The organism is Anaerobacillus alkalilacustris (genome assembly GCF_001866005.1).
Classification (GTDB): domain Bacteria; phylum Bacillota; class Bacilli; order Bacillales; family Anaerobacillaceae; genus Anaerobacillus; species Anaerobacillus alkalilacustris.
Genome location: NZ_MLQR01000029.1, coordinates 245,831 through 269,251 on the forward strand (window position 1 = coordinate 245,831; position 23,421 = coordinate 269,251).

General features: G+C 35.2%; 23 protein-coding genes. 1 reads left to right on the forward strand and 22 read right to left on the reverse strand.

Going from position 1 to position 23,421, the window contains the following annotated elements; translation table 11 throughout:
* Positions 1-75: 75 nt before the first annotated feature.
* From recG to BKP37_RS11895, 6 genes are all read right to left on the reverse strand, one after another.
* On the reverse strand, positions 76-2,112 hold the full coding sequence (gene recG, locus BKP37_RS11870; RefSeq protein ID WP_071309803.1) for an ATP-dependent DNA helicase RecG: 2,037 nt from the start codon (positions 2,110-2,112) through the stop codon (positions 76-78).
* A gap of 2 nt (positions 2,113-2,114) precedes the next feature.
* Positions 2,115-2,999, reverse strand: coding sequence for an L-serine ammonia-lyase, iron-sulfur-dependent, subunit alpha (gene sdaAA, locus BKP37_RS11875; protein WP_071309804.1), 885 nt, complete (start codon positions 2,997-2,999; stop codon positions 2,115-2,117).
* Positions 3,000-3,028: 29 nt separating this feature from the next.
* Positions 3,029-3,694, reverse strand: a complete 666-nt coding sequence (gene sdaAB / locus BKP37_RS11880; protein WP_071309805.1) for an L-serine ammonia-lyase, iron-sulfur-dependent subunit beta — start codon at positions 3,692-3,694, stop codon at positions 3,029-3,031.
* Between the two features lie 147 nt (positions 3,695-3,841).
* Positions 3,842-4,702, reverse strand: coding sequence for a DegV family protein (locus BKP37_RS11885; protein ID WP_071309806.1), 861 nt, complete (start codon positions 4,700-4,702; stop codon positions 3,842-3,844).
* A 21-nt stretch (positions 4,703-4,723) separates the two neighbouring features.
* The gene (locus BKP37_RS11890; protein WP_071309807.1) at positions 4,724-6,409 is read right to left on the reverse strand and encodes a DAK2 domain-containing protein; all 1,686 of its coding nucleotides are present in this window, start codon (positions 6,407-6,409) and stop codon (positions 4,724-4,726) included.
* Between the two features lie 23 nt (positions 6,410-6,432).
* Complete coding sequence (locus tag BKP37_RS11895; protein ID WP_071309808.1) at positions 6,433-6,795, reverse strand: Asp23/Gls24 family envelope stress response protein; 363 nt, start codon at positions 6,793-6,795, stop codon at positions 6,433-6,435.
* Between the two features lie 312 nt (positions 6,796-7,107).
* Here BKP37_RS11895 and rpmB point away from each other — a divergent pair, with 312 nt between their 5' ends.
* Entirely contained in the window at positions 7,108-7,296 is a 189-nt protein-coding gene (rpmB, locus tag BKP37_RS11900; RefSeq protein ID WP_071309809.1) for a 50S ribosomal protein L28, read from the forward strand.
* A gap of 43 nt (positions 7,297-7,339) precedes the next feature.
* Here the strand turns inward: rpmB and spoVM are convergent, their stop codons facing one another.
* The 16 genes from spoVM to BKP37_RS11980 form a co-directional block, all read right to left on the reverse strand.
* Positions 7,340-7,420, reverse strand: coding sequence for a stage V sporulation protein SpoVM (spoVM, locus tag BKP37_RS11905; RefSeq protein ID WP_071309810.1), 81 nt, complete (start codon positions 7,418-7,420; stop codon positions 7,340-7,342).
* Between the two features lie 169 nt (positions 7,421-7,589).
* Positions 7,590-8,222, reverse strand: a complete 633-nt coding sequence (locus tag BKP37_RS11910; RefSeq protein WP_071309811.1) for a thiamine diphosphokinase — start codon at positions 8,220-8,222, stop codon at positions 7,590-7,592.
* 2 nt (positions 8,223-8,224) lie between these two features.
* Complete coding sequence (gene thiT / locus BKP37_RS11915) at positions 8,225-8,767, reverse strand: energy-coupled thiamine transporter ThiT (protein WP_084034676.1); 543 nt, start codon at positions 8,765-8,767, stop codon at positions 8,225-8,227.
* A gap of 430 nt (positions 8,768-9,197) precedes the next feature.
* Positions 9,198-9,842, reverse strand: coding sequence for a ribulose-phosphate 3-epimerase (gene rpe / locus BKP37_RS11920; RefSeq protein WP_071309812.1), 645 nt, complete (start codon positions 9,840-9,842; stop codon positions 9,198-9,200).
* 1 nt (position 9,843) lies between these two features.
* The gene (rsgA, locus tag BKP37_RS11925; protein ID WP_071309813.1) at positions 9,844-10,725 is read right to left on the reverse strand and encodes a ribosome small subunit-dependent GTPase A; all 882 of its coding nucleotides are present in this window, start codon (positions 10,723-10,725) and stop codon (positions 9,844-9,846) included.
* A 100-nt stretch (positions 10,726-10,825) separates the two neighbouring features.
* Positions 10,826-12,811 carry a Stk1 family PASTA domain-containing Ser/Thr kinase gene (pknB, locus tag BKP37_RS11930; RefSeq protein ID WP_071309814.1) on the reverse strand — a complete coding sequence of 662 codons (1,986 nt, stop codon included), beginning with the start codon at positions 12,809-12,811 and terminating at the stop codon, positions 10,826-10,828.
* A complete protein-coding gene (locus BKP37_RS11935) occupies positions 12,801-13,565 on the reverse strand; it encodes a Stp1/IreP family PP2C-type Ser/Thr phosphatase (RefSeq protein ID WP_071309815.1) in 765 nt (254 codons plus the stop codon). Before BKP37_RS11935 ends, pknB begins: the two co-directional genes overlap by 11 nt.
* A gap of 4 nt (positions 13,566-13,569) precedes the next feature.
* Positions 13,570-14,637, reverse strand: coding sequence for a dual-specificity RNA methyltransferase RlmN (rlmN, locus tag BKP37_RS11940; protein ID WP_071309816.1), 1,068 nt, complete (start codon positions 14,635-14,637; stop codon positions 13,570-13,572).
* Positions 14,638-14,650: 13 nt separating this feature from the next.
* Positions 14,651-16,000: a 16S rRNA (cytosine(967)-C(5))-methyltransferase RsmB gene (gene rsmB, locus BKP37_RS11945; RefSeq protein WP_071309817.1), complete on the reverse strand. Its 1,350-nt coding sequence runs from the start codon at positions 15,998-16,000 to the stop codon at positions 14,651-14,653.
* 3 nt (positions 16,001-16,003) lie between these two features.
* Positions 16,004-16,945, reverse strand: coding sequence for a methionyl-tRNA formyltransferase (fmt, locus tag BKP37_RS11950; protein ID WP_071309818.1), 942 nt, complete (start codon positions 16,943-16,945; stop codon positions 16,004-16,006).
* A 38-nt stretch (positions 16,946-16,983) separates the two neighbouring features.
* Entirely contained in the window at positions 16,984-19,398 is a 2,415-nt protein-coding gene (priA, locus tag BKP37_RS11955; protein ID WP_071309819.1) for a primosomal protein N', read from the reverse strand.
* Complete coding sequence (gene coaBC / locus BKP37_RS11960; RefSeq protein WP_071309820.1) at positions 19,395-20,603, reverse strand: bifunctional phosphopantothenoylcysteine decarboxylase/phosphopantothenate--cysteine ligase CoaBC; 1,209 nt, start codon at positions 20,601-20,603, stop codon at positions 19,395-19,397. Before coaBC ends, priA begins: the two co-directional genes overlap by 4 nt.
* A gap of 361 nt (positions 20,604-20,964) precedes the next feature.
* Positions 20,965-21,171, reverse strand: a complete 207-nt coding sequence (rpoZ, locus tag BKP37_RS11965; protein ID WP_071309821.1) for a DNA-directed RNA polymerase subunit omega — start codon at positions 21,169-21,171, stop codon at positions 20,965-20,967.
* Positions 21,172-21,786: a guanylate kinase gene (gene gmk / locus BKP37_RS11970; protein ID WP_071309822.1), complete on the reverse strand. Its 615-nt coding sequence runs from the start codon at positions 21,784-21,786 to the stop codon at positions 21,172-21,174.
* A gap of 158 nt (positions 21,787-21,944) precedes the next feature.
* On the reverse strand, positions 21,945-22,205 hold the full coding sequence (gene remA / locus BKP37_RS11975) for an extracellular matrix/biofilm regulator RemA (RefSeq protein ID WP_071309823.1): 261 nt from the start codon (positions 22,203-22,205) through the stop codon (positions 21,945-21,947).
* Positions 22,206-22,290: 85 nt separating this feature from the next.
* Positions 22,291-23,178, reverse strand: a complete 888-nt coding sequence (locus BKP37_RS11980) for a YicC/YloC family endoribonuclease (RefSeq protein WP_071309824.1) — start codon at positions 23,176-23,178, stop codon at positions 22,291-22,293.
* Positions 23,179-23,421 lie beyond the last annotated feature (243 nt).

Sequence of the window (23,421 nt, forward strand, 5' to 3'; positions counted from 1 at the left end):
CATCCAAGCTTATATGACTAGGTACTAAAAGTAGTATATAGAAATTGGATTTATATTTCAATAAAAAAATCACTATTAATCCATTTTCTCTCCATTTAGCACCCCTTGCTCCTCTAAATACATAACTAGGTGCTTATATTCTGAATTCTCCCAAAATTCCTCAGAAGAGACTAGATATGTAGCATCATTTCTTGCTACTTCCAACGCGCGATAATCATGAATCATATCAGCAATTTTAAATTCAGGTAAACCACTTTGTTTAGATCCAAAAAAATCTCCAGGACCTCTTAGCTCTAAATCTCTTTGAGATAATTCAAACCCATTATTTGTTTCTGTCATAATCCTCATTCGTTCTTTTCCAACATCAGATTTAGGATCAGCTAATAGTACACAATACGATTGTGCATCACCACGTCCAACCCGTCCTCGCAGCTGATGAAGCTGTGATAAACCAAACCTCTCCGCATCATAAATAACCATGATTGTAGCATTAGGTACATTAACTCCAACTTCTACCACCGTCGTAGAAACAAGTATTTGGACCTCATTATTACTAAATTGTTGCATAACCTCTTCTTTTTCACTTGAATGAAGTCTCCCGTGCATGAGTCCTACTTTATAATTCCTAAAGTAATGTTGAAGTTGAGCATGTACGTCAATTGCATTTTGAACATCTAGCTTATCAGATTCTTCAATTAAAGGACAGATAACATAAGCTTGTCTACCCTTCAGTAACTCCTTTTCAACAAAAGATAAAACTCGTTCAAGCATTTGGTGTTTAGCCCAGTATGTCTCAATCGGTTTTCGACCAGCTGGCATTTCGTCAATTGTTGAAACATCCATATCTCCGAAAATCGAAATGGCAAGTGTCCTTGGAATGGGGGTCGCTGTCATAAAAAGGACATCCGGATTTAGACCTTTATTACGCAGTGTACGCCTTTGTTCAACACCGAAGCGGTGCTGTTCATCCGTTATAACTAAACCGAGATTGTGAAATTGGACTTCATCTTGTATAAGAGCATGAGTACCAATAATTATATTAATTTCCCCACTTTCAAGTCGAGTCAACAATTCCTTACGCTTTTTACCTTTAATGGATCCGGTTAATAATTCAGAGGTTATACCAACTGGCTCAAGTAACGCTTTTAAAGAATGATAGTGTTGCTCTGCTAATATTTCAGTAGGAACCATTAATGCACCTTGAAAACGAGCGGTAACAGCAGCATATAAACAAATAGCTGCGACAACTGTTTTCCCTGAACCTACGTCTCCTTGTAGCAAACGATTCATACGATAAGGCGTAGCCATATCTTTTAATATTTCATTAACTACCCGTTGTTGTGCAGATGTTAGCGAGAATGGTAATCTCTCAAGAAATAGCGCAACATTCTCTTTATCATAGTTAATAGAGGTACCACCACTATTTTCTCGATGGAATTTTCGAATCGCTTGCATTTTCAACTGAAACAAAAGAAACTCTTCATAGACCATTCTTCTCCTTGCTTTCTTAGCGTCTTCAAAATTTAGTGGGTAATGGAGTTTGTAGAGCGCATCTTTTCTTTCAATCAGTTTGTATTTCTGTAAATAGTCGGGTGGTAGGATTTCTTCAATTTGGGTTCCATACTGGTCCATCGCCGAATTTATCATTTTTTTCAATCCTTTCACGGTAATTTTACCGCCAACCGAATATACTGGTTCATAACTACTGTTATGCTCACCTATACCAAACTTACATTCGTTAACTGTAATTGAAAGACGATGTTGATCCCACTTACCTGTTAGTGTAACCTTTGAACCTAGAACTAATTTCGTTTTTAAGTAGTGTTGATTAAAAAAAACTGCTGTAAGTAATACGTTACCTACTAAAACCCTAGAAGATAGTTTCGATTTTTTTTTACCATAAAACCGTAGTACACTTTCACTTTGAATCGTTCCTTGGATCGTTACTCGCTCTTCATGTTTAATTTCCGTTATGTCTTTTGGCCGATAATCCTCATAACGAAACGGGAAATATTCTAATAAATCTTGGATCGAATAAATCCCTAAGTTATGTAAATCTTTAGCCTTTTCCTCCCCAATTCCCTTTACAAATGTAACTGATTTTTTTAACATCTTTATTTTTCGTGACTAAATCCAAAGATTTTCGCTTCTAGTGCTCTACCTGTTGGAGTAGCCGCTAAACCTCCTCCTGCGGTTTCTTTTAAATCTCTTGACATAGACTGACCTATTTTGTACATAGCCTCAATTACTTCATCACAAGGAATTCTACTTTCTATTCCCGCTAATGCCATGTCAGCTGCAACAAGTGCATTGGCAGCTCCCATAGCATTTCGCTTAACGCATGGAACTTCAACAAGTCCAGCAACAGGGTCACAAACTAACCCTAGCATATTCTTTAATGCTATTGCCATTGCATGGGCCGATTGTATAGGTTTCCCCCCCATAAGTTCAACAATGGCTGCTGCTGCCATACCTGTTGCACTACCAACTTCAGCCTGACAACCACCACCTGCACCTGAAATAGTAGCATTGTTTGCTACCACAAGCCCAAATGCACCACTTGTAAATAAAAAACGAACCAGTTTCTCTCTAGAAGGATTATTTTTTTTCTTAATAGCAAATAGGGTTCCTGGTACTACTCCAGCTGAACCTGCTGTAGGAGTTGCGCAAATAGTCCCCATTGCTGCATTTACTTCATTTGTTGCTATTGCTTTGCTAACAGCATCAAGAAGAAATTCACCAGATAGAGATTTTCCACTCTGTATATAATTTTGTAAAAGAATTGCATCTCCTCCTGTTAAACCTGATATTGAGCGAACTTTTTCTTTAATTCCTCTTTCAATAGCTTCTTCCATGACACATAAATTTCTGTCCATCTGATCAAAAATTTCTACAAAACTTTTCTCAGAAACATCCATTTCCTGTTTTATCATTATATCAGAGATAAGGATGCCTTCCTTCTCTGCCAATTCTACTAATTCAGCAACATTTCGAAACATCGTTTATCTCTCCCTATTCTCTCGTGTTGTTATTCATGTATCTTAGTTACCTTAGAGATATTTGGTAAAGATGCTACTTCAGCTAAAAGTTTTTCATCAACGTTTTGGTCAATCTCAATAACCATTAACGCTTCTTTACCTTTTTCTTTTCTTGAAACTTCCATATGGCCAATATTAATTTCATACTTTGCTAATACATTAGATACCGCTGCAATAACCCCAAATCGATCATCATGTACAACCAATATCGCAGGATGATTCCCTGATAATTTTAATTTAAAGTTATTTAGTTCAACGATCTCTATTTTTCCACCACCTATGGAAATCCCAACTAATTCTATTGTATCTTGCTCACATGTCCCTAGTCGAACTTTCGCTGTATTTGGATGATCTGTAATAGCATCCACTGTCACAATTTTAAAAGTAATTCCTAAAGCTTTAGCAATGATGAGAGAATCTTTTATTCTTTGATCAAAAGTATCAAAATCGAGTAACCCACCTATTATTGCAACATCAGTTCCATGTCCTTTATATGTTTTCGCAAAAGAGCCATAGAAGGAAATTTCTACAAATTTAGGTTCTTTACCTAGAAGTGTTCTAGCGACTCTTCCAATTCGAGCAGCTCCTGCTGTATGGGAGCTAGAAGGACCGATCATTATCGGACCAATAATATCAAAAACCGTTCTATATTTCATAAATACCTCCGAAAAATCCTCTAGGCTGTTAGTTTAAGTATAGTTATATTAATTACTTTGTCTTGTCGCCACCCTAAAAAAATTTGAATAACATTTCAAAAAAAGTGCCAGCAACCATATATGTATGGTTTTCTGACACCATAAAGCTTATTTAGCAAGAGTAACAGTAATTCCAATTGCCCCTGGACCTACATGAGCACCAATAACAGGACCAATATCAGTAAAAACTTCTGAACTAATATTAAAACGACTACGCATTTCTGTCATAATCTCAGTAGCCAATTCAATTGTATTTGCATGAATAACCCCAACGATAATTGTTTGATTGCCATAGTCTTTCTCTAGATAGTCATAAATCTTTGCCAAAGCTTTTTTCTGCCCACGCACTTTATCAACAGGGTAAACTTCTCCATCTTCATTTAACGAAAGGATTGGTTTAATTTTCAATAATGAACCGAGTACCGCTGACGCTTTACCAATTCGACCATTTTTTTGTAAAAACTCTAATGTATCAACCATAAAATAAATCGTTGTATCCTTTAACAACTCATTTAATCGCGATAAGCATTGCTCCTTTGTTGCACCTTGTTTAGCTAGTTTTGCAATTTCAGTAACAATCATCCCACAAGAATAAGCTGCTCTTTTAGAATCAACAACAGTAACATCTATAGTTTCTTTCACGACATCTGAAGCTATAACAGCTGATTGAAATGTACCACTTAGCTTCGATGAGATGTGAATTGAAATAATATCACAACCTTGATCCTCTGTATCAATTTCCTTATAAACTTCTTCAAATTGATACGGAGACGGCTGAGATGTTGAGGGGATAACATCTGATGTTGCAAGCTTTTCATAAAATTCCTTAGCTTGTATCGTAACTCCATCTTCATATGTTTCTTGTTCTCCAAAAAGTACTTTCAATGGTACAACAGCGATATTTAGTTCTTCCACTATTGACTTTGGAATATCAGACGTACTATCGGTGACAACTCTTACTTTTCCCATAACGAATCATCCTCCTCGATATTATTCAACAGAAAAGATATAAGAATATAAAGGTTGATTACCATCGTAAACTTCTACTTCTACATCTTTAAATTTTGCTTCAATATAATCAACAAGCTTATCTGTTTCTTCTTCAGTAGTACCCTCACCACGAATAATTGTTACGATTTCAGAGCTTTCATCAATCATTTGATCCAACAATTGTTCTGTCACTTTAAGACGATCGGGTCCTGAGGAAACAATTTTCTTCTCAGAAATTCCCATAAAGTCATCTTTTTTAATTTCCACACCATCAAGATTACTATCTCGCACTGCAAAAGTGACTTGCCCAGTCTTCACTAAAGCTAAAGCAGCTCTCATATCCTCAAAATTTGTTTCAATGTTCCCTGATGGATTAAAAGCTAATAATGAAGCTAAACCTTGCGGGACTGTTTTGGATGGTACAACGACAACATCTTCCTCAACAACTGTAGCAGCCTGCTCGGCAGCCATAATAACATTACTATTATTTGGTAAAATAATGATCTTTTTGGCACGAACATCTGAAACCGCCTTAACAAAATCTTCAGTGCTTGGGTTCATTGTTTGACCACCTTCTATAACAATCCCGGCGCCTAGGCTTTTAAACATTTTAGCAATCCCTTCACCCATAGCTACTGTAATAATTCCAAACTCTGCTTTAGTTTCCGAAGTGGAAGCAATTGGCTCTTCTTCGTAAACTGCTTTTGTTTCTTCTAGTAAGTGAGTGTGTTGTTCTCGCATATTTTCTATTTTCACATTAATTAAGCTTCCGAACCTTTGAGCCTGAGTGATGACTTCGCCTGGCTGTTCAGCATGAATATGTATTTTAAGTAAATCATCATCAGAAACAACTAACAAAGAATCTCCATGATTACTTAATAATTGACGAAAAGCTACTTCATCAAACGGGTTTTTTTCAATCTTTTCATCCTCAAATTTAACCATCACTTCAGTACAATATCCAAACTCTATGTCTTCAGTAGCCATGTAACTTTGAGCATTTTGGTGGTGTTCGACTTTCACAAGATCAGACATAGATGCCGACTTTTTATCAATTTCAACAATTTTTTCTCCTTTTAGTACTGCTAAAAAACCTTCATAAATAATTACTAAGCCCTTCCCACCAGAATCAACTACACCTACTTCTTTTAAAACAGGTAGTAGGCTTGGAGTTCGATCTAAGGATTTTTTTGCTTCAGCCAGGGTCGCATCCATAATTTGAATAATATCATCCGTACGTTTAGCGGTCTCTTGAGCTTTTTTAGCCGCATCTTTAGCTACTGTTAAAATTGTTCCTTCAACAGGCTTCATTACAGCTTTATAAGCCATATCTACTCCATAAGTAAAAGCATCAGCAAATTGTTTAGCATTCAAAGACGTTTTATCTTCAACAGATTTTGAAAATCCTCGAAAAAGTTGTGATAAAATTACTCCTGAGTTTCCTCGAGCCCCCATCAACAAACCTTTTGCAAAAGCTCCAGCAACTTTACCTACATGTTCTGAATTTTGAGTGGTCACTTCTTTCACACCTGAGGAAATGGACAAATTCATATTCGTCCCTGTATCACCATCCGGTACAGGAAACACATTTAACGAATCCACTAATTTAACATTCTTTGATAAATTACTGGCTCCTTCAATAAACATTTGGGCAAGCTTTTCACCCTCTAAACTCTTCAGTGTCACAAATGTTCCTCCTTAAAATCGAACTATGGATTTATTACCTTAACTCCTTGCACGAATATATTCACTGAGTCAACTGTCAAACCCAACATTTGCTCAAGCTGATACTTTACTTTCGTTTGAACATTATGGGCAACCTCAGAAATTTTTGTTCCATAGCTAACGATTATATACATATCAATATGAATTTCATCATCTTCTTCACGTATAACAACGCCTCTAGTAAAATTTTCTTTACCTAGCAATTCTGTAAGTCCATCTTTCAATTGCTTTTGTGAAGCCATGCCTACAATTCCATAGCAGTCGATTGCTGCTCCACCAGCAATTACGGCTACAACTTCTCTTGCAACATCAATTACACCTAATTGTGTTTTTATCTTTATTGACATATCGAAATCCTCCTTTAGAATGTACTATCATGGCTATACATATTTTACTATAATTATCCACATATTTAAAGAAAACTATATCAATCAGTACATATATCCGTTACGTATTTATTAGCTATATAATTAAGGTATCCTATTTATACATAAAACATTTACTTTTTTGATTATAGCTATTACTTATTTAGTGTCAAGTATCTTACCTTGATAATTATTCGAAAACCTCTTGCAATCTTTTTTTTACTATGCTAATATTAGCAAGTATTTATAAGATGAATTTGAGTGTCATCTCATGGTTTACAAGGAGGTGCAATCATGGCACGTAAATGTGTAATTACTGGAAGACAAGCTCGTACAGGAAACAAACGCTCACACGCATTGAACAAAACAAAGCGTAAGTGGGGTGCGAATGTACAAAAAGTTCGTATTATGGTAGATGGAAAGCCAAAACGTGTATACGTTTCTGCTAGAGCTTTAAAATCAGGAAAAGTTGAACGCGTATAATATGAATTGAAACAAAAAAGCACCCCTTATGGTGCTTTTTTGTTTACCCTTTTTTAAATGAATTTAATATTGCTCTTACAAATCCACCTAAAAATTTGGGTAACTTAATCGTATAGAATTTCATAAATCTCCCTCCTCAACATGGGATTCGTCATTTTTCAGCACTAACGATAAATGAATAAAGTATAAATGGCCTCAGTTATAATAAGTATATTCAGCAGTTTTAAAATAGTACCTATTTTCTTTAATTACCAAATAATGTTACACCTTATTCATTATTAAAAACAGTTTGTCTAATCAATACTCTCTACCACTATTAATATGCCAAAAGAAAATGAATAAGTACCCCTATTTACAATTAATTCATTACTAATACATAAACTCGATCCATACTTTAATTTTGTTTTTGTTAATGGGTATTTAAAACCTTGTAATGTTAGATCCTCTACGTATTCAAACATCGAAAGGAAGGAAATATATTTGTAATTACTTCGAAATATATCGTAACTCCCTGGCTTTTTCACTGTGATTCGATTTTTATTATCAACAATATAAATATTTACTGAGTTTTTTATACCTTTTTTTAGTAGTTGCAAATTAATCATTTCATGATCTAACCTACCACCAGTTGCCCCATAAATAATAATCTCTTCTGGGCTTTTCTCTATAGCAAAAGTTAACGCTAATTCAAGATCGGTTTCATCTTTTTCACTTGGAAATTGTTTGTACGAAGATACTCTTACGTTTCTTTTTGTCCTAACAGAAATTGAATCAAAATCACCGATAGCATAATCGGGTTCGATCTCAAACTCTACTAGGTGTTCTACGCCACCATCTACACCTATCCAAATTTCATCTTTTGACTTTTTATACAATGAAGGGAGACTCATACTCGGTCCCCCTGCGACAATATGGATACGTTTCATATTTATTTTCCATGTAACAGCCTAGGCGCTGTATTTGAAAGTAAAATAAAGACAACCGAAGATAATAAAAAGACTGGAAGCATGTATGATGCGTTATAAATAATTGAATAAAAAATAACGTTCATACCTTCTGGTGCATATATACCAAACCATACAACACCTGAAATAAAATGAGAGATAAAACGAAGAAATGAACCGACAAAGACACCAGCAATAATTGCTACCATACGCCTTGTTTTACTTGCAGCTACTGAAATACTAAATACCCCAGCAAACCCTACTACTGTATACGCCACAGCATAATCTAGAAAAATTTGTACCGGGTGAACAAAATAACCGTAAAACATTTGTATAGATCCAACAATAAAGCCTGTTAATAAGCCTGCACTAAGTCCTCTCCGATAAGCCATTAGTAAAATGGGAACCATTGCTAGAGAGACAGAACCACCATATCCCCAAAATCCTTTAATTGATACAAAATCTAATATTAAAGCTAAAGCTGCCATCATGGCAATTTCAGTCAAATGTAAAACTGGTCTTTTCAAAAGAAACACCTCTTTCTATAATAACATCACCTTTTTATGTGCAAGGGCGGTTAAAGATAATAAAGCTGAATTCAATCATTCACTGATTGTTAGTTTAACTTATACCACGATAAGAATAACTAATCATCAGGTTTCTCTGATGATTAGTTATTCTATATAGGACCTTTAAGGACAGTTATCCCCCCACCTCAAAACTTTTCATTTTCTTAAGTTTTGAGGTGGGTTCTTTATTGCACCTTAAGGGCGGGGAGAAATATAACTAAAAAGATAACTTAATATTAGAAAAACCCTAAAATTTTTGAATTTCTTCAGAATTTATACTGCACCTTCAATAAATAGTAAATACCCCACCGCTTAATAAAAGCTGCAATCGTTTAGTTAAAGAAATTTTTGGTTAGAGTTATCTAGTTAAGCTATCCCTTAATTTAACTTAGCCTCGAATCGCTTTAATTGCTTGAGCACGGTCTTTTTCATTATAAATAGCAGATCCAGCCACTAATACATTTGCACCGGCTTCTATACAAAGTTTTGCTGTTTCTGAGTTAACACCGCCATCAACCTCGATGTCAATAGATAAACCCTTTGACTTTGCCATTTCACTAACTGCATATATTTTTGGTAGCACTTGTTTAATAAACTTTTGCCCACCAAAACCTGGATTAACTGTCATTAGTAACACCATATCAACATCGTCAATAATATGCTGTATTGTATCTACAGGCGTTGCAGGGTTTAAAACTACACCAGCCTTAACTCCATTTTCTTTAATTAAGTGAATTGTTCTATGAAGATGAGTACACGCCTCGACATGGACCGTAATAATGTCTGCTCCTGCTTTTGCAAACTGCGTAATATAGTTATCGGGATTTTCAATCATTAAATGGACATCTAACGGTAACGTTGTAATTGGTCTAATAGCTTCTACAATAAGAGGTCCAATTGTAATATTTGGTACAAAATGACCATCCATTACATCGACATGAATGTAATCAGCCCCCCCTCTTTCTACATCTTTAATTTCCTCTCCAAGTCTTGCAAAATCTGCAGACAGGATTGACGGTGCAATCTTAATCATTTTAGTACCTCCGCTTTTGTTGTTTAATCTCTTCTAAAAAACTTAAATAATCCTTGTAACGGTAATCAGCAATTTCCCCAGCCTCTACCGCATCAAAAACAGCACAATTGGGCTCTGTAGAATGGGTACACCCTCTAAATTTACATTGACTAGCACGTGATCTCATCTCCGGAAAACAATCTGATAACTGTTCAGAAGTAATCTCTGTAAAGTCTAATGAACTAAAACCAGGTGTATCAGCAACTAATCCTGTTCCAATTTTAATCAACTCTACATGTCTAGTCGTATGTTTCCCTCTGCCTAAATGAGATGAGATTTTATTTGTTTCTAGGTTTAATTCAGGTTTAAGTGCGTTTAGTAAGGACGACTTCCCAACACCAGATTGTCCAGCAAATACACTTATTTTTCCATCTAACCATGGTCTAACTTCTTCAATTAGCTCTTCCATAAAAATAGAGGTTTGCAATACCGTATAACCCAACTTACGATAGTCGTTCATATATTGATTTATTTCTTGTTGATGCTCTCTTTTAAGTAAATCAATCTTACTTATGCAAATAATTGGTTCAATATCATTAGCCTCAATGTGAACTAAAAAACGATTTAAGAGAAGTGTACTAAATTTTGGCTCCATAGCCGAAAAAACTAAAATCGCTTGCTCGACATTAGAAATAGGTGGGCGAACTAATTCATTAAACCGGTCTTTCAGCCCCAAAATGTACCCATCGCTATAATTTTCAGCCTCAAAATTTACTGTATCACCTACTAATGGTGTTATCTTTTTCTTACGAAAGTTCCCTCGAGCACGACATTGAAATACTTCACCTTGACTTTCAACATAGTAAAAGCCACTTAATGCTTTAATAATCTTTCCTTCGGGCATTGAATCCTCCTTATTTAGAAAGCAATAAAATTATACTCTCTGATAGTATGAACGAAGTCCTAACATTTCTCACGGAACGCAGAAAATTATTTTAAATTAACTAGTTTGCAGCTGCTTCATCATACGTTTTCGTGTGTGTTTGATATTCTTCCCCATTAATAGCTACCTTTACTTCCGCTACATCTTCTGGGTTAATCGTAACAGGAATCCTAAAAGATGTTAGCTCATTAATCGGTTGTTCATCTGTATATACTACATGACCTGAAGTAGTTGAATCATCGTACGTAATCGTTACAAAATAAGTAAGACCAGCAAGTTGATCTTCTTCTGAAATTGGAACTTCAAACTCTATAAATGTAGATATTGGTGGTAGCTCAGGTTCCGGAATCGGTTCTGGACCTCGCGAAAATACAACCTTAATAACATCACCTTTTTGTACTAGTTCACCTCTTAATGGGTTTTGTTCCATTACCTCTCCTACTGGAAAGCGGTCTGAATAAGCTTCATCAAAATTACCGGAAAGTCCATGCTTTCTAAAATATTCAATCACTTCATTACGATTATAACCTTGTAAGTTATCAAGTCTTATCGTTGGTGCGACACTATAGGTTAAGTAAATAATTGCTTCTTCAGGCACGATAAGAACTCCCGATTGCGGAATATGAGAAATAACAATATTTTCATTAAAATTTGAAGTTGCTTCCTTTGTTTCGAATATGTTTTCGTCCTTAAATCCTAATTCAATTAAAGTTCGGCGAGCTACTTCTTTATTTTGTCTCGTTACATCAATCATTTCTATTTTTTCCTTACCTTCGCTTACAAAAACAGTGATAGTAGTATTTATTTTCACTACTCGTCCTGCTACTGGGTCATGTCGGACAACACGACCTTCTTTAATCTCATCATGAGGGATGTTTTCTCGCTCAACTACTAACCCAAGGGCAGTCAGTTCTCGAAATACTTCCTCATATTCCATCCCTACTAACTCTTCTGGAATCGTAACCTCATCAACGTGAAGGAGGCTAGGTATAATGGTAAAGGCAGCAATTACAGAACCTAATAACAATAATAAAGTAACCAATAAAACAGGAATCCATTTCCTCTTTTTCTTTACTACTTTAGTATCCGATTTTTTACTTTCAGATTGTTTAACAATTTTTGTTTGATCCAAATCCTGATCATGGAAATGTTCGTTTTTTAATATTGGGATAGCCTTAGTTACATCATCATCATCTTTTGGTATAACAAATTTCTCTTCATTGAAACGATGTGGATCCAATGCTGTTTGTATGTCTTCTTCTAATTCTCTTACTTGACTATATCGATGGAAAGGGTCCTTTGCAGTAGCCTTTAAAATAATATTTTCGATACTTTGTGGTAATGATGGATTTATTATTCTAGGTGATGGTACTTCTGTTTGTAAATGTTTAATAGCTATCGAAACTGCTGTATCACCTGAAAAAGGAACTTCCCCTGTCACCATTTCATATAGCACGATTCCTAATGAATAAATATCCGATCTTTCATTTACTAAACCACCTCTTGCTTGTTCGGGTGATAAATAGTGTACTGAACCCATCACCGAATTAGTATGGGTGATGGTAGCAGATGTCATTGCTCTAGCGATTCCGAAGTCAGTAACTTTTGCTTCACCTTTTGCACTAATTAAAATATTGTGTGGCTTAATGTCACGATGTACAATATGATTTGCATGCGCATGAGAAATGGCAGAAGAAATTTGGAGCATAATATCTACTATTTCTTCGATTGGCAATGCGCCACGTTGTTGAATAAGCTGTTTCAACGTTAAACCTTCTACGTATTCCATCACAATATAATATAAGTCATCTTCTTCACCTACGTCGTAAATATTCACAACATTCGGATGTGAAAGACTTGTAGCTGCTTGTGCTTCTCTTCTAAACCTTCGAATAAATTCATCATCATCTGAAAATTGTGGACGTAAAACCTTTACAGCCACTACTCTATTAAGAATAACATCGTGTGCCTTGTACACATTTGCCATTCCGCCGCCACCAATTGTTTCTAAAATCTGATAACGGTCATTGATTCTTCTACCTTTCATGGACATCACCATGAGTTACTTCATTATCATGATAAGCAATTGCTATCGTAATGTTGTCCTCGCCACCCCGTTGATTCGCTAAGGAGATTAATTCTGAAATCTTTGCATCAAGAGACATATCTTTTTGGATTACTTGAAAGATTTCTTCATCCTTCACTTTATTTGAAAGTCCATCAGAACACAAAAGGATGTAACTACCCTTGTCCCAATTAATGGTCTCAATATCTATTTTTATAGTTTTTTCGGTACCTAATGCCCTAAGAAGCACATTACGACGAGGATGGTTTTCTGCCTCAACTTCAGTAATTTGTCCTGAACGAACAAGTTCATTGACTAATGAATGATCTTCCGTTTTTTGTGTAAGAGTTTCACCATTCATTAAATAAGCCCGACTATCCCCTATGTGAGCATATGTAATAAATTGATCAGAACAGACAACAGCCACAAGGGTTGTACCCATTCCTTGACACTGGGGATTTTCAGTTGAATGTTTATAAACTTGTTCATTAACATCGGAAATAGCTTCATCTAACCAATTTTCAATACTTGTAGGTGTCTCTAACTCACTAGTCTCACGCCATTTTCCTAATAATTTTTCAATGGTCATCAGACTTGCTACGTCACCAGCCTGATGTCCACCCATACCATCAGCGACAATAACCAGTAGTAATCCATCCTTATTTTTACTAAAGCCCCCATTGTCCTCATTGTGAGATCTAATTTGTCCTACATCTGATTTAAACGCTACATCCATTCTTTTATCCCCTCGTTTCTTCTTTGCGTTCCTTTGCTCTTAACTGACCACAAGCAGCATCGATATCGTGTCCCTGTTCTCTACGGATCGTAACATTAACCCCATGATTTTTTAAGATTTTTTCAAATTTAAAAATCTGATTTCTTGAAGTACGAACAAAGTTCCTTTCGACAACATCATTAACGGGTATTAAATTCACATGACACTTTAAACGTTTTATTAAATCTGCTAGCTGTTCGGCATGCTCCTCTTTATCATTCACTCCACCAAATAATCCATATTCAAATGTAACTCTTCGACCAGTCTTTTCTGTATAATAGTGAACGGCTTCCATTAGTTTATCTAGTGAGTAAGCTTTATTGATTGGCATTAATTTACTTCTTATCTCTGTATTTGGTGCATGAAGTGATATCGCAAAATTAATTTGTAACTTTTCATTAGCAAAATCGTATATTTTGGGAATAATTCCACTTGTTGATACGGTAATATGTCTTGCTCCGATATTTAAGCCCTTATCATCATTAATTGTCTTTAAAAAACTTACTAATGGATCGTAATTATCGAAAGGTTCACCAATACCCATAACAACAACAGAACTAACGCGTTCACCAACTTCATCTAAAGAACGTTGCGCTTGTAAGACTTGAGCTACAATTTCACCAGCTTCTAAGTTACGTTTTAATCCACCTAGAGTTGAAGCACAAAACGTGCAACCAATACGACATCCTACTTGCGTTGTAACACAAACACTATTGCCGTATTCATGGCGCATTACAACTGTCTCGATAGAATAGCCGTCACTTAATTCAAATAAAAATTTAATGGTTCCATCCTTTGATTCTTGTTTTGTCAGTGTTCTTAAAGTTGTTAATCTAAAATCATTCGACAAACTTTCGCGTAAATCCTTCGACAAATTTGTCATTTCATCAAAAGATGTAACTCTTTTTTTATAAAGCCAATCAAAAATTTGGCCTGCTCGAAACTTTGGCTCTTTATGATCCTTTAGCCAGGCTTCTAATGTACTAAACTGCAAACTAAAAATTGATGGCTTTTCTGTTTCTGTTTCAATCATGCTCGACACACCTTTATGGTTGATTTTTTATAAGACTTGCGATGAAGAAGCCGTCTGTTTGAAAATCCGATGGCAATAATTGAACCATCCCATCTTTACAAAATCTTTGAGCTTTTTTAGGTAAACGATTCATTAATGTTCTATCTAAATGAAATTCATGATGCCCTTCAAGAAAACTCTTAACTACTTCTTCATTTTCAACGGTATCAATTGTACAAGTACTGTAGACTAATCTTCCCCCTTTTTTCAAAAGGGGTGCAACTGCATCTAAAATTGCTTTTTGAATAGTTGTTATTTTCTCTATATCTTCTACTTTTTTTTGCCATTTTATATCAGGTTTTCTTCTAATAACACCGAACCCTGTACATGGAGCATCTACTAAAATATAATCAAAACTTTCTTTTTCAAATATTTGTCCAGCATTTCTGCTATCGGTTGCTTTTGTAGTTATGGAAGTAAGGTGGAGTCTATTAGCTTGTTCATCAATAAGTTTCACTTTATGTTGATGAAGATCTAACGCATATACATCACCTTCATTATTCATCCGTTCTGCTATATGTGTTGTTTTTCCACCAGGGGCAGCACAGCTGTCTAGTACCTTCATGCCAGGTTTTGGATCTAATGCTCTTGCTACAAGCATTGAACTCTCATCCTGAATAGTTAAAAAGCCTTCTTTATACAACTTTGTATTCGGAAGTGAACCTTTCACAACTTTTATGGCATCTTCTGATAAATCTCCTCGTTCTGCAAGGACACCTTCATTAGCTAGAAGTTGAATCACAGCATCAATATCGGCATTCTTAACCTTATTAACACGAGCCGAAACTGAGGGTGGAACTACACTTACTTCACAAATATTTTTTGTTTTTTCTGTCCCGAATTGCTCAACCCATCTTTCAATAAGCCATGCTGGATGACTTAATTCTATAGCCATTTTTTCAATTGGATTTATTATGTTATTAAAAGTCGGTTTACCTTCTCTTAGAAACGATCTTAAGGTACCATTAACCATTGCCGAAATTCCTTTATGACCTTTTTTCTTAGCTATTTCAACTGCTTCATGGACAACAGCCCGTTCAGGAACACGATCTAAGTAAACAAGTTGGTATATTGATAAACGTAACAGAACAAGTACCCACTGATCTAATTTGTGTAAACGGCCTTTAACAAATTGACTTAAGAAAAAATCTAACGTATTCTTTCGCTGAATTGTACCGTAAACGATCTCAGTTAGTAAACCCACGTCCTTCTCGTTTAATTTTTCTTTTTTAATAGATTGATTTAAGAGAAGGTTAGAATATGCTTGATTTTTTTCAATTTGAAGTAGGATTTCGAGGCCAACTTCACGAACTTTTTTTTTCATTAATTATTCTCCTAACTTAGTTCCAACAGTTAAATTACTTCCCGCACCACGTAAGAACTGCTCAGCACTCATTCGTTTTTTACCAGAAGGCTGTAGCTCTGTTACTTTAATATAAGTTTCGTCCCCGGTACTTACAACAAAACCATCTTCTTCAATAGCTACTATAACTCCTGGATCAGCTTGTTTTTTTGAAGGAACTTTCATTGACCACCATAGCTTTAAAGGTTGGTTATAAAGTAAAGTGTAGGCAACAGGCCATGGATGTAGACCACGGATCTGATTGTAAATATCTACTCCGCTTTTTTCCCAATTAATTTTTTCTTTATCTCGACTAATATTAGGAGCGAAACTTGCCTTAGCGTCATCCTGTCTAATAGGATTAAGTCTACCTTCTATTAGGTCAGGGATTGTCCGAGACAAGAGCTCTGATCCTATCACACTTAATTTATTATGTAATGTACCCACATGATCTTCTTCTAAAATTTCAACCTTTGCTTGGGTAAGAATATCACCAGCATCTAATTTTTCTACCATATACATAATTGTAATCCCTGTTTCCTTTTTTCCATCAATAATTGATTGGTGAATTGGAGCACCACCACGATATTCTGGCAAAAGGGAGGCGTGGACATTAATACAGCCAAACTTCGGTTTATCAAGAAGTGCTTTTGGTAATATTTGCCCAAAGGCAGCTGTGACAATTAAGTCGGGCTCTAAATCAAGCACCTGCTGTAAATCTTCTGACCGCTTTAAATTCTCTGGTTGAACAATTTTTAAATCGTGTCTTACTGCTTCAACTTTTATTGGTGGTGGCGTTAATTCTTTTTTTCTGCCTTTCGGTCGATCTGGTTGTGTCACAACTCCAACTATGTTGTATTCATCTTCTATTAAACGTCTTAATACAGGAACTGAAAAGTCAGGAGTTCCCATAAAAACTACACGCATATAAACACCTCTTTATTATTATAGTAATTAATTGTAAGTTACATCAGAACATAAGGATTCATATCTATTGAAACCTGTAAAACTCCTTGTTGAATTTCTCGTTTATAATTTTCATTTATTTCCTTTAAAACAGCTAATAGTGTCGGTTCATTTTTGTATTTTATCATGCATTGATAGCGATATCTATCTTTTATCCTAGCAATTGGACTAGCTACAGGCCCTAAGACAATAGCTTTATCAGATAACGACCTTCTTAGAAAGGATCCAATCTTTTCAGTTACTTCAATGACCTTCATGATCTCAGGGTGTGACACTTGAACAATTGTAATAAAATAATAGGGTGGATAATTTTGTAGCTTTCTAACACTCATCTCTCTTTCAAAAAAGGCTAAATAGTCATGCTGACGTACTAAATCTATACTGTAATGCTCTGGTGTATAAGTTTGTATAACTACTTCTCCAGGAAGTTTGTGTCGACCAGCTCGACCACTTACTTGAGTTAAAAGCTGAAACGTTCGTTCACTAGCTCGAAAATCAGGAAGGTGAAGCATTGAGTCTGCAGCTAACACTCCAACTAGCGTAATATTTGGGAAATCTAATCCTTTAGCAATCATTTGTGTACCCAGTAATATATCAGCCTTCCCTTGGTCAAATGCTGTTAGTAGTTTTTCATGTGCACCTTTTTTTCTTGTCGTATCCACATCCATTCTAATAACCCTTGCTCCTGGTAAAACCTTCGTAATTTCTTCCTCTACCTTTTGAGTTCCTGATCCAAAAAAACGAATATGCTCACTATTACAACTACTACATGTTTTGGGCATATTCTCTTGATGACCACAGTAATGACATTTTAATAGTCGGCTTGTTTGATGATAAGTTAATGAAATATCACAATGTGGGCATTCAGCTACGTATCCACAGTCTCGACACATTACAAATGTTGAATACCCTCGACGGTTTAAAAATAATACACTCTGTTCACCTCGAGAAAGGCGATCAGTCAGTTTATCAAAAAGCTGTTTTGAAAACATGGAACGATTACCGCTTTTAAGCTCTTCTCTCATATCTACTATTTCCACTGTTGGTAATGTAACATCGTTAACACGCTCTAGCATCGATAATAACTTGTATACACCTTTCTTTGCACGAGCATACGTCTCTAAAGAAGGTGTGGCACTTCCTAAAATTAATGGGCACTTATAATAACTAGCACGCTGTATCGCAACATCCCTAGCATGATAGCGAGGGTTCTCTTCTTGCTTATACGTCGCTTCATGTTCTTCATCAATAATGATTATTCCGATATTTTTAAATGGAGCAAATACTGCAGATCTAGCACCAACTACAACCTTAACACTACCATTATGAATTTTGCGCCATTCGTCATACTTTTCTCCCACGGAAAGACCACTATGTAAAACAGCAACTAAAGAACCAAAACGTTCTTTAAAACGTTGAACCATTTGCGGTGTAAGTGAAATTTCTGGAACAAGTACAATCGCTTCTTTCTCCTGCCCTATTACTTTAGAAATGGATTGTAAATAAATTTCAGTTTTCCCACTACCAGTTACCCCGTGAATTAAAAACGTTTCATGTTTTTTGTTTTCTATCATATGATAAATTGGCTCAATCACCTTTTTTTGATTTCTTGTCAATGGTAATGGATTTGTTCTCTTAAATGAACGATTAGCATAAGGATCACGGGAGACCTCTATTTCTTTTTCTACTAACACGTTTTTCTCAATTAACGCTTTAATTGTGCCTCGTGTAGTTTCTGCTTGCTCGATAAGTTCTGTTATAGGTACGGCTGTTGGAAACTTAATAAAATATTCAATCACTTCTTTTTGCTTTGCTGCTCGGTTTCCTAGTTGCATTAACTGAATAGAGAGATCTTCGCGACAAAGAGGTTCAACAACCTTCACTTTTTTATGAGTAACCTTATCCTTTACAACGTAAACAGCTTCTAAAACTCCCATTGAAATTGCTCTTTTTATTAATGGCATTAAGTTAATGTGATTTAATTTAAACTCTTCCCAATCAACAACGTCTCGATGTTCAAACCAAACACGTAGCTCTTCTGGTATTTCAAGTATTCTATTTTGATCAACAAGTTTTATTTCCTTTTTATACTTAGCACGTAATGCAGCTGGGAGCATTGCTTGATAAGCAGTTATTTTAAAACAGATCGCACTGTTCGTTAACCACTCTCCCAACTGAAGTAGTTCATTAGTTAAAACAGGAGTAACATCTAGTATTTCTTCAACTTCCTTAACATTTTCCAGTTCCGTTTCTTCGGACGTTGAAATTACAAATCCTTGAACTTTTCTCGGTCCGAATGGAACAATAACTCTCATCCCAATTTCTATCATTGGGAGTAAGTGAACAGGAACTTTGTAGTCAAAAAGACGATCGGTACCGCCAGTCGGAACATCAACGACGACTTGTACAATCATTTTTCGGAATCCTTTATTATTTCTTCCACTTCATTTAACAAATAATTAGCGACTTCATGCTTAGACATCAGTGGCAAATCAAGTCTTGTCCCATTCTTATTAAATATCGTTACAATATTTGTATCAGCTTGAAACCCAGCTCCCGGTTGAACAATACTATTAGTAACAATCATATCTAAATTTTTTCTCTCTAATTTATCTTTGGCATATTCCTCTAGTTGTTCACTTTCAGCAGCAAATCCGACTAATAGTTGTTTTTCTTTTCTTTCACCTAACGTTTTTAATATATCTGTCGTTCTTTCCATTTCAATAGACCAATCATTCGGGCGTTTTTTTATTTTTTGTTCGTGTACTAACTTTGGTCGATAATCAGCAACAGCTGCTGTTTTGATAACGACATCAGCAAAATCAAAACACTCGATTACTTTTTCAAACATATCTTTTGCTGATGTTACGTTCTCAAGTTGAGCACCAATTGGCGGATTTATATTAGTAGGACCAGAAATTAATATAACATTTGCCCCTCTTTTTATCGCTTGCTCAGCTATAGCATAACCCATTTTTCCAGATGAGTGGTTCGTAAAATAGCGTACTGGATCAAGTTTTTCTTGAGTAGGTCCAGCTGTAACTAATACTGTTTTACCTTTTAATTTGGATGATGACGGTTGAAAGAACTCTTCAAGATGTTTAAAGATATCGTCCGGTTCCATCAGTCGCCCTTTTCCAATATATCCACATGCTAAATAACCTTCACCTGGCTCTAATATTTGATAGCCAAATAATTTTAATTTATCGATATTAGCAATAACTGCCGGATGCTCGTACATATGAACATTCATAGCAGGTGCGATAAAAATAGGTGCAGAGGTAGCGAGTAACATTGTTGAAACTAGATCATCCGCTATACCATTGGCAGCTTTTCCAATAATATTGGCAGTAGCTGGTGCCACAACAACAACATCTGGCCAATCAGCAATATCTATATGGGTTATTTTTGTTGGATCTTTTTCTTCGAAGGTATCAACATATACATTGTCTCTTGAAAGCGCTTGGAAGGTTAGTGGTGTTACAAATTTTGTTGCACCTTCTGTCATAACCACTTTAACACTAGCACCAGCTTGTGTTAATTTACTCGTAAGCGCACATGCTTTATAAACAGCGACTCCGCCAGCCAAACATAATAAAACCTTTTTCCCCTTTAGCATATGAAACTCCTCCAGTGTCTTGAAAATTAGAAAACTGATAGCGCCTTGTTCACTCGACAACTTTCCAAACAGAAAAAAATTTAAGTGCATTTCATATTTACCAATACCGACTCGTATAAATCTAAATTTAGTTACGAACGATTCAGCGTAACTAGGTTTAGCATCTTAGTGGCAAGAATAATGAATGATGAAATCCATTAACTATACTTTCTTAAAAAAACACAAAAAAGAGGGTGACTCATACTAGATCAGTCACACCCCCATTATAAACTAGTGAAAAACCTTTGATGTAAGGTTAAATTCTCTAAATAATTGTTCATAGGGGGGCAAACACTTTTTGAGTCATCCCCTTTTGCATTTTCTACTCTTCCCGACGTTTGAACGTAAGTTGCCCTGCAGAAATTTCTTCAAGTGCTTTACCAACCTGTTTATGTGACTGAGGCTTATCAACCTTTAAGTCTCTTTCATTTGATTCACGAAGGTATCGTGCACGTCTTGACGAAACAGTCACTAACGTATATTTCGAATCAAGTTTTGTTAATAAATTATCAATTGAAGGGTATAACATTTACTCAGCCTCCACTAATTGTTTATATTTTTCTATTAAGCGGTCTTTCCTACAATGTTCAGCAATTACAATCGCTTTAATTCTGTCAACCGCTAGATGAACTTCGTCATTTTCAACAACATAATCATACTTATTCATCATTTCTATTTCATCTTTAGCAACTGTCATACGATTGTTAATAAGATCTTCTGTTTCAGTTCCACGGCTAACAATTCGATTTCGTAACTCAGCCAAGCTAGGTGGCATCAAGAAGATAAATAATCCTTCTGGAAATTTTTCTCTAACTTTTAATGCACCCTGTACCTCAATTTCAAGAATAATATCTTTTCCTTCACTTAAGGTTTTTTCAACATAATCTACAGGTGTTCCATAAAAATTACCAACATATTCCGCCCATTCAAGAAGTTGATCCTTCTCTATCATTTCCTTAAATTGTTCTTTCGTTTTAAAAAAATAATTAACCCCATTAACTTCTCCTTCTCTTGGAGAGCGAGTCGTTGCAGAAACTGAATACAAAATATCTGTATCTTGTTTCCTAAGTGCTGCACATACCGTACCTTTCCCTACACCAGATGGTCCAGAAAGAACGATTAATAAACCTCTTTCCTTTTTCATTATTACCTCCATAATCAATCCATAGGATTAAACTTTGCATAATAAATTTTGTATATGCCAAGTTACTTATACTATCTCAAATACGTATGTATTTATAGTACTAGAAAACTCCAGCTAATTATACTTTAGCCGGAATTGGATTGGTGATATTATTTCCTTTAGTCTTCTGATAAATCATCTTTATTAGATAAACGTTGTGCTACCGTTTCCGGTTGAACAGCAGATAAAATAACATGATCACTATCAGCAATAATTACAGCTCTCGTTCTTCTTCCATATGTAGCGTCAATCAACATGTTTCGCTCCCTAGCTTCTTGAATAATTCTTTTAATTGGAGCTGATTCTGGACTCACAATTGAAATAATCCGATTTGCTGAAACAATATTACCAAAACCAATATTTATAAGTTTAATGTTCATTGTTTTCCCCTGCCCATCTTTATATTATAACCAGAACTTTGGTCATTTTAACACCTTTTTCTTTCTAATAATATTAATTATGTAATTATTCAATATTTTGGACTTGTTCTTTGATTTTTTCGAGCTCCGCCTTTAACTCTACCACTTGTTTGTTAATATGTATATCATTAGATTTTGAACCTATTGTATTTGCTTCCCGATTCATTTCTTGAACAAGAAAATCTAACTTCCTACCTACTGCAATTCCTTTATTTTGCTCAATAATGAATAAGAACTGATCTAGATGGCTTTTCAACCTAATTAGTTCTTCATCAACATTTGCTTTATCGGCATAAATCGCAACTTCTGTTAGAATCCGCGCCTCTTCAATTTCTAGTTTACCAGTTAAAAACTCATCTACTCTTTTTAATAACCTCTCGTGATATGTCTCAATTACTTTAGGAGCACTTGTTGCAACATCGTCAGTTAAGTTATGAAGTTTCTCAAGTCTTGATTTCAAATCATTACAAAGACTTTCTCCTTCTTTTTGACGCATTTTAAGTAATTCCAAAACTGCTTTCTCACATGTAGTAATAATATCATCAACAAGAGTGTCCGATTGATTTTCTTTTTCTATCACTGTTACGACATCAGGGTGAATAATAATTTTTTCCAAATTAAAATCCTGTTTGAAACCTAATTTTTTTTCTGCTGTTTCAAAAACTTCATGAAAATCAGCTATCAAATTCCAATCAACTTGCAGCGTTCGTTGAACTAATCCATCCCCTTCAATTGTTAGGAACACATCGACTTTACCTCGCTGAACAAATTGATTTACTTGCTTCTTTAATCGATCTTCCAAAAAAAGGAATTGGCGTGGCATTCGTATTGTTACCTCTGAAAACCGATGATTTACTGATTTCATTTCTACGTTAATTCGATAATTTTCTTTTTCAATAAATGCTTGACCATATCCAGTCATACTTACTATCATATCTATCACATCCACTTCTCTATTCTAACCAATTTTACCATTATCAACAAGAATAGAAAACAGAAACAACATGAACGTTAATTTTTTATTATAGTTAGAATATTTTTTAAAAATTATAGTTTTTGCTACAAAAATACTTGTGGATATAGATCGGAGAAAGAAACAAAATAAAGAGGCTTATTTAATGGTCCAACTTTATTTTACTACTATAGTTAGGAACACATCAAATTAGCCTCTTTTTAA